General features: G+C 71.8%; 6 protein-coding genes. All 6 read right to left on the bottom strand.

Going from position 1 to position 7,388, the window contains the following annotated elements; genetic code table 11:
- The coding region (locus G3I65_RS33635; RefSeq protein WP_160699673.1) for an NAD(P)/FAD-dependent oxidoreductase at positions 1-1,248 on the bottom strand (1,248 nt) is incomplete at its 3' end.
- Positions 1,245-3,293 carry a molybdopterin oxidoreductase family protein gene (locus G3I65_RS33640; protein WP_160699674.1) on the bottom strand — a complete coding sequence of 683 codons (2,049 nt, stop codon included), beginning with the start codon at positions 3,291-3,293 and terminating at the stop codon, positions 1,245-1,247. The genes G3I65_RS33640 and G3I65_RS33635, both read right to left, overlap by 4 nt.
- Positions 3,294-3,487: 194 nt before the next feature.
- Positions 3,488-4,285, bottom strand: a complete 798-nt coding sequence (locus tag G3I65_RS33645) for a TIGR02569 family protein (protein WP_160699675.1) — start codon at positions 4,283-4,285, stop codon at positions 3,488-3,490.
- A gap of 141 nt (positions 4,286-4,426) precedes the next feature.
- Positions 4,427-5,602, bottom strand: coding sequence for an adenylyltransferase/sulfurtransferase MoeZ (gene moeZ / locus G3I65_RS33650; protein ID WP_160699676.1), 1,176 nt, complete (start codon positions 5,600-5,602; stop codon positions 4,427-4,429).
- 95 nt (positions 5,603-5,697) lie between these two features.
- The gene (locus G3I65_RS33655; RefSeq protein WP_160699677.1) at positions 5,698-6,846 is read right to left on the bottom strand and encodes a DUF3152 domain-containing protein; all 1,149 of its coding nucleotides are present in this window, start codon (positions 6,844-6,846) and stop codon (positions 5,698-5,700) included.
- Positions 6,847-6,926: 80 nt separating this feature from the next.
- A partial coding sequence (locus G3I65_RS33660; protein WP_160699678.1) for an alpha/beta fold hydrolase occupies positions 6,927-7,388 on the bottom strand: 462 nt, incomplete at its 5' end.

A 7,388-nucleotide genomic window follows, 5' to 3' on the forward strand; every position in this document is an offset into this window, starting at 1 on the left:
GTCGGCCGGGCTGGCGGCCGGCGTGCTGCCGGTGGGCAGCGCGCGGCCCAGCAGGACGGCGAGCCGGTCGTCGGGCAGCAGCGTGCCGCGGTCGTGGAACTGGGTGATCGTGGCGGCCGCGTCGGGCAGCCCGAGCAGGATCGCCCCGGCCACGCGGTTTTCGCGGACGACGAGCTTGCCGTACCGCCCACCGGTGGGGTCGTTGAAGGTCAGCACCTCGGCGCCGTTCTCGGAGGCTTCGAGCTGCGTCTCGCCGAGCGCGGCGAGGTCGATGCCGCGGGCCTTGAGCCGGGTGACGGCGGTCGTGCCGCGGTACCGGGCGGCCGCGTTCGTGCCGGTCAGGACGTCGGCGAGGACCTCGGCCTGCTCCCACGCGGGCTGGATCAGCCCGGCCGGCGCGCCGGGGTGGCGGGCACAGTCGCCGAGGGCGTGGATGCGGCCGTCGCTGGTGCGCAGCGTGTCGTCGACGAGGATCCCCCGGTCGACGTCGAGCCCGGCTTCCTCGGCCAGGCTCGTCTCGGCGCGGACGCCCGCGGCGACGACGACCAGGTCGGCCGGGACGAGGGTGCCGTCGTCGAGCTTGAGGCCGTCGCCGGGCAGGTAGCGCGCGGCGGTGGCGCCGAACTTGAACGTCACGCCCATGTCGGTGAGCTGGCGGGCCAGCACGTGCCCGGCGGCCGGGTCGAGCTGGCGTTCCATCACGTGCCCGAGCGGGTGCACGACGGTCACCTGGTTGCCGCGCCCGGCCAGCCCGCGGGCGGCTTCGAGGCCGAGGAGGCCACCGCCGAGGACGGCGACCGGCGCGCCGAAGCGGGCGGCGTCGAGGATCTTGGCGCAGTCGTCGAGGCTGCGGAAGGCCACCACGCCCGGCCCGGCTTCGAGGCCTTCGACGGGCGGGATCCACGGGTTGGCGCCGGTCGCCAGGACCAAGGCGTCGTAGTCCACTGTCGACCCGTCGCCGAGTTCGACGCAGCGCTTCTCCCGGTCGATGCGGGCGACGTCGACGCCGAGCCGCAAGTCGATGTTGTGGCGCACGGCCCATTCGTCGTCGTGCAGGCGGACGCTCTCGGCGCTCATCCCGCCCGCCACGACGGCGGACAGCAGCACTCGGTTGTAGGCGGCGTGCTTTTCGGCGCCGAGCACGGTCAGGCGGACGCGTTCGGCAATGGGGTCGCGACGGCGGATCTCGTCGGCCAGCCGGGCTCCGGCCATGCCGTAACCGACGACGACGACTTCACGGGGGGTCATGCGGCACCATCCACAGTAGACAGGGACACGGCACACACCTTGAACTCCGGCATCCGGCTCACCGGGTCGAGCGCCGGGTTGGTGAACAGGTTGGCGCGCTGCTCACCGGGAAAGTGGAACGGCAGAAAGACGACGTCGGGCTTCAGGCTCTGCACGAACCGGACCTTGGCCACGGTCTCGCCGCGCCGGGACCGGACCCGCGCCGGATCGCCTTCCTCGAGACCGGCCCGCTTGGCGGTGTCGGGGTGGACCTCGACGAACGCCTCCGGCACGACGTCGTTCAGCTCGTCGATCAGCCGGGTCTGCGCACCGGATTGGTAGTGCTGCAGCACGCGACCGGTGGTGGCCTGCAAGGGGAACTCCTCGTCGGGCAGCTCGGCCGGGCCGGTGTGCTCGACCGGCACGAACCGCGCGCGGCCGTCCGGGTGGGCGAAGGTGTCGAGGAACATCCGCGGCGTGCCGGGGTGGCTCTCGTCCGGAACCGGCCAGTGCAGGGCTTCACCGGCGCGCAGCCGGTCGTAGCTGACGCCGGAGTAGTCGGCGATCCCGCCTTTGGACGCGATCCGCAGCTCCTCGAACACCGTCTCGGCGTCGACGGGGAACCGGTTTTCCGGCTGTCCCAGACGCTTCGCAAGTCCATTGAGGACGTCCAAGTCGGACCGGACGCCGGGCGGCGGGTCGAGAGCCTTGCGGCGCAGCAGGACCCGGCCTTCGAGGTTGGTGAGCGTGCCGTGCTCTTCGGCCCACTGCGTGACCGGCAGGACGACGTCGGCCAGCGCGGCGGTCTCCGACAGCACGAAGTCGGCGACGACCAGGAAGTCCAGTTCGGACAGCCGATCTTGGACGCGCTGCGAGCGCGGCGCCGAGACGACGACGTTGCTGCCGAAGACCATCAGCGCCTTCGGGCCGTCTTCCTGGCCGAGCGCTTCGAGCAGCTCGGTGGCCGAGCGGCCCGGGCCGGGCAGGCTGTCCGGTTCGACGCCCCACACGCCGGCGACGTACTCGCGGGCGGCCGGGTCGTCGAGCTTGCGGTAACCGGGCAGCTGGTCGGCCTTCTGGCCGTGCTCGCGCCCGCCCTGGCCGTTGCCCTGGCCGGTGAGGCAGCCGTAACCGGAACCTTCCCGGCCCGGCAGGCCGAGCGAAAGCGCGAGGTTGATCCAGGCACCGACGGTCGCGGTACCGGTGGCGTGCTGCTCGGTGCCGCGCGCGGTGAGGATGTAGGCGTTGCGGGCACCGGCGAGCTTCTCCGCGGCGAGGCGCATGTCGGCGGCCGAGACACCGGTGACGCGCTCGGCGCGTTCGGGCCACCAGGAGGCGACGATCCGCCACATTTCCCCGAACCCGCCGGTTCGTTCGTCCACATAGGACTTGTCGAGGTGCCCGCCTTCGACGACGGCGTGCAGGATCCCCAGCGCCAGCGCGAGATCGGTGCCCGGCGCGGGCGCGAGGTGCAGGCTCGCCAGCTCGGCGGTCGGCGTTCGCCGCGGGTCGACGACGATGAGGTCGCTCCCCCGCAGGTGCTGGGTGAACGGCGGCATCGTCTCGGCCGGGTTCGCCCCGGCGAGCAGCACGACGTCGGCCCGCTTGAGATCGGTGACGGGGAACGGCATCCCGCGATCGGCCCCGAACGCCTTGATCCCGGCGGCGGCGGCCGACGACATGCAGAACCGGCCGTTGTAGTCGATCTGCGAGGTGCCGAGCGCGACGCGGGCGAACTTGCCGAGCAGGTAGGCCTTCTCGTTGGTGAGTCCCCCGCCGCCGAAGATCGCGACGCCGTCCGGGCCGTGGTCCCGCTGGATCCCCTGCAGCCTGCGGGCGACGAAGTCGAGCGCGAAGTCCCAGCTGACGGGCTCGAGCGCGCCGTCGACGCGGATCATCGGCGTGGTGAGGCGCTTCGGGCTCGTGAGGAGGCTGCCGGAGGTCCAGCCCTTCTGGCACAGGCCACCGGCGTTGACCGGGAAGTCCCGCGGCGTGACGCGGGCGCCGTCGAGCCTCATCCCGCACTGCAGTGCGCAGTAGGGGCAGTGGGTGTCGACCTGCGGCACGGGCACCTCCTCGGCGCTTCGGGGATGCCCTGACGCTAAGGAGGCCGTGTTAACCGGATTCGACCGAATGTTTCAGGCAGTTGACATTGCGGCGGGGTTCTCCCCGCCCGGCCGGTGAGATCCGCGTCCACGGACCGGGAGTCGGGAGGTCAGCGGCGCATCGCCGGACGTGACGTCCGAGCTTGCGACCTCGGTCACAAGACGCCGGACACCTCGCGCGCCGCGACTCGCAGCCCGTCCAGCGAGGCCTGCGTCGACCTCGGGTTCAGTGCGTTCGACGCCAGCCGGAACAGCACCGCGCGCAACAGCAGCTGGGGCCATTCCGGCAGGTGCGCCCACCGCTCGAGCAGCTCCCGCGTCGCGCCGCCCCACGCCAGGGCGTCCACCGCGACGATCGCCGCGCCGTACTCGCCCGGGCGGTAGTACGGGACGAAGTCCACCAGGCCCGGAGCCGCGTCGCCGTCGAACAGCAGGCCCGCCAGCAGCTCGCCGTGCGCCACCTGGGACGGCAGGCGGATCGGGCGGCGGGCACCCGCCAGTACCTCGAACCAGCGGCCACCCTTCGTCTCCTCCAGGGGGACCTCGAGTTCCGCCCAGGCCACCCGGTCGGCGATCGCATCGACGTCGCGGCGGGCGGTGAGGAACTCCGGCCGGGGCAGGCCGAGTGTCGCGCGGTGGAGCTTGACCGCCGCCAGCACGGACTCGTCGCCGCGGTGGCCGGGGGTTCCGGCCACGAAGCGCGACGCCGTCCAGCCGCCGACGATCCAGCGGCCGTCGCTGGAGCCGACCGGCTTCGCGACGCGCAGGCCCGGCTCGGCGATGTAGTCGAGGGCGCGGGCGGTCCACAGCGTCTTCGCCTTGTCGGTGACCGGCTTGAGCACGAGGTCGCCGCAGCGCCACGCCGTCGAGCCCGGCAGCGGTTCGCAGACGTCGTCAAGGCCGCCGAAGGCCGAGCAGACGTGCGCCGGAGGGCGTTCGAGGGTTGACCGCACGGGTCGTGACGTTACCCGGCCGGGTGTTCCACGTTCGAGAAGACGCGCTGGTCACGCAGTGTTTTGCGGCCTGCCCGAAATGCCGTTAAGGCCACCTTACGGGCGTCAGACGCCCGTAAGGTGGCCTTGACGGCAGAACGGCTAGTAGGTCGGCAGGCTCGGGTCGATCTGCTTCGCCCAGGCCAGCACGCCACCACCGAGGTGCGTCGCGTCCTTGAAGCCGGCCGCGTGCAGGGCCGCGAGGGCCTCGGCCGACCGGGCGCCCGACTTGCAGTGCAGGACGATCGGCTTGTCCTGCGGCAGCTCCGCCAGCGCCTCGCCCGAGAGGATGCGGTCCTTCGGGATCAGCGTCGCGCCCTTGATGTTGACGATCTCGTACTCGTGCTGCTCGCGGACGTCGATCAGGGCGAAGTTGTCGCCGTTGTCGAACTTGGCCTTGAGCTCCGCCGGGGTGATCGTGCTGCCCGACGCGGCCTGCGCGGCCTCGTCCGACACGACACCGCAGAACGCCTCGTAGTCGATCAGCTCGGTGATCTTCGGGGTGTCCGGGTCCTTGCGGATCTTGACCTCGCGGTACTTCATCTCCAGCGCGTCGTAGCTGATCAGGCGCCCGAGCAGCGGCTCGCCGATGCCGGTGAGCAGCTTGATCGCCTCGGTCACCATGATCGAGCCGATGGACGCGCAGAGCACGCCCAGCACGCCGCCTTCGGCGCAGGAGGGGACCATGCCCGGGGGCGGCGGCTCCGGGTAGAGGTCGCGGTAGTTGAGGCCCTTGCCGTTCGGCGCGTCCTCCCAGAACACGCTGACCTGGCCCTCGAACCGGAAGATCGAGCCCCACACGTACGGCTTGCCCAGCAGCACCGCGGCGTCGTTCACCAGGTAGCGCGTGGCGAAGTTGTCGGTGCCGTCGACGATGAGGTCGTACTGCTCGAAGATCTCGAGCGCGTTCGACGAGTCCAGCCGGTCGGTGTGCAGGTGCACCTTGACCAGCGGGTTGATCTCGGCGATCGACTCCTGCGCGGACGCGGCCTTGAGCTTGCCGACGTCGGACTGGCCGTGGATGACCTGGCGCTGCAGGTTCGACTCGTCCACGACGTCGAAGTCGACGATGCCGAGGGTGCCGACGCCGGCCGCGGCCAGGTAGAGCAGCGCGGGGCTGCCGAGGCCGCCGGCGCCGATGACCAGGACCTTGGCGTTCTTCAGCCGCTTCTGCCCGGTCACCCCGACGTCCGGGATGATCAGGTGACGGCTGTACCTGGCCACCTCTTCCTTGGTGAGCTCGGCAGCCGGCTCGACGAGCGGCGGCAGTGCTGACATGGGTCCTCCATCTCGCGCGCGGTTCGCGTCCATCCCACTATGCACAACACGCGCAGGCAAACAGACCTTCCCCCATGCCACATGATGGGACGGTCTTACGGAGTGGGATTGGGCCAGGCGTTGGGGGTGCAGACGCGGCCGTCCTTGGCGACCTTGCCCTTGTCGCCGCCGGGGATGTCGTTGAGCATCGAGACGTAGTCGTCGGAGACGCCGAACGACTGCTGCATCATCACCGGCGCGGGCTGGCCGGTGCCGCCGCAGCCGACGTGCTGGTTGCCCAGCGCGTGCCCGACCTCGTGGTTGATGGCGTACTGGCGGTACCCGGTCATGTCCGCGTTGAACGCCTTCGCGCCGCGCACCCAGCGGGCCAGGTTGATCAGCACCCGGCCCATGCTCTTGCGGTAGCAGGACGCCTCGAAGGTGATCTGGAAGCCGCACGCGTCGGCGCGGTGCGTCGTCTCGGGCGTGGTGAGGCTCACCCGGAACGACGGGTTCGGGAAGTTCGCGTCGACGCGCTGGAGGGCGATCTTGCCGTCCCACGTCCAGCTCTTGGGATCGGACAGCGTGCCCTGGACCGCGGCCGCGAAGGCGTCGTCGCCGGCGTAGCTGGCCGGGTCGATGCCGTCCTCGACGTCGACGGTGTAGGTGTACAGCTTCCCGGTGCCGATCTTGGGGCCACTGCCGGGCACGACGTGCCAGCTGCCCTTGCCGGCCTGGGTGAACGGGCTGCCGTTCGGCAGGTCCGCCGTCGGCACCTTGAGGTCGACCGGCTTGGCCGGGTTCTCCGGGATGCCCGTCTCGCCGTCGCCGTCGATGGCGCCGCCCGCCGCGTCGCCGCCCGCGGACTCGACGCCGGGCGGGGCGCTCTGCTCGGCGATCGGCTGGGCCGGGCTGTTGGCCGTGTTGACCACGACGAGCACGGTCAGCACCACGAGGATCGGCAGCGCGTAGACGCGCCAGCCGTAGGTCTTGGTGAGCTTCGCGAGCCCGGACTTCGGCGGCGCTTCCTTCGGCACGCGGGGCGTCTCGCCGTGGGGCTTCCACGACGCGCTGAGCGGCTCGGCGCTGGTCCGCCGCCCGCCCGGGCGGTAGCGGTCCTCGGTGACGCGCTGCGCGGGGGCCTTCGACGACGGGCGGTACTGCCCGGTGCGCGGCGGCTCCTCGGGCTCCGGGGTCCGGCGCGCCGACGCGCGGTGGGGCGCGCGCCGATCGTCGCCTCGCGCGTCCTGCTTCACCCGGTCCACCGCACCAGGGTGCCACAGCGCCACCGAACCGTTATCGGCGACTGGCTGACCGCGCAGGGGTTTGTTGTCACTCGATCGGACTACCAGGTACCGGCTTCGACGTGCTCCCACATGCCCAAAACGGCCTTCGCGACGACCACCGGACGTTCCATCTGCGCCACGTGCCCGGTCCGCGGCAGCACCAGCAACCGGGCCCGCGGGATCGCCCGCGCCGTCCGCACGGCCCGCTTCACCGAGATGACGCGGTCCTCGCGGCCCCAGACCACCAGCGTCGGAGCTTGCACGCGCGGCGCGACCGACCACAGCGACGCCTTCCCGAGCGTCGACCAGGCACGGAAGATGGCGAACGTGCTGCGGGCCATCGCGGGCGCCGCCCAGGCGAAGCGCGCGCGGGCGCCGTGCTCCTCGGTCAGCTCGTCGAGCCGGCTTTCCGGGAACCGCGCCGGGTCCGCGAAGCACAGCTTGATGACCTGCGCGGCGCGTTCCCGCGGCCCGAGCGCGGCCAGCTGGGCCCGCACGCGCGCGCCGACCAGCGGCAGGTA

Source organism: Amycolatopsis sp. SID8362 (genome assembly GCF_010550475.1).
GTDB lineage: Bacteria > Actinomycetota > Actinomycetes > Mycobacteriales > Pseudonocardiaceae > Amycolatopsis > Amycolatopsis eburnea.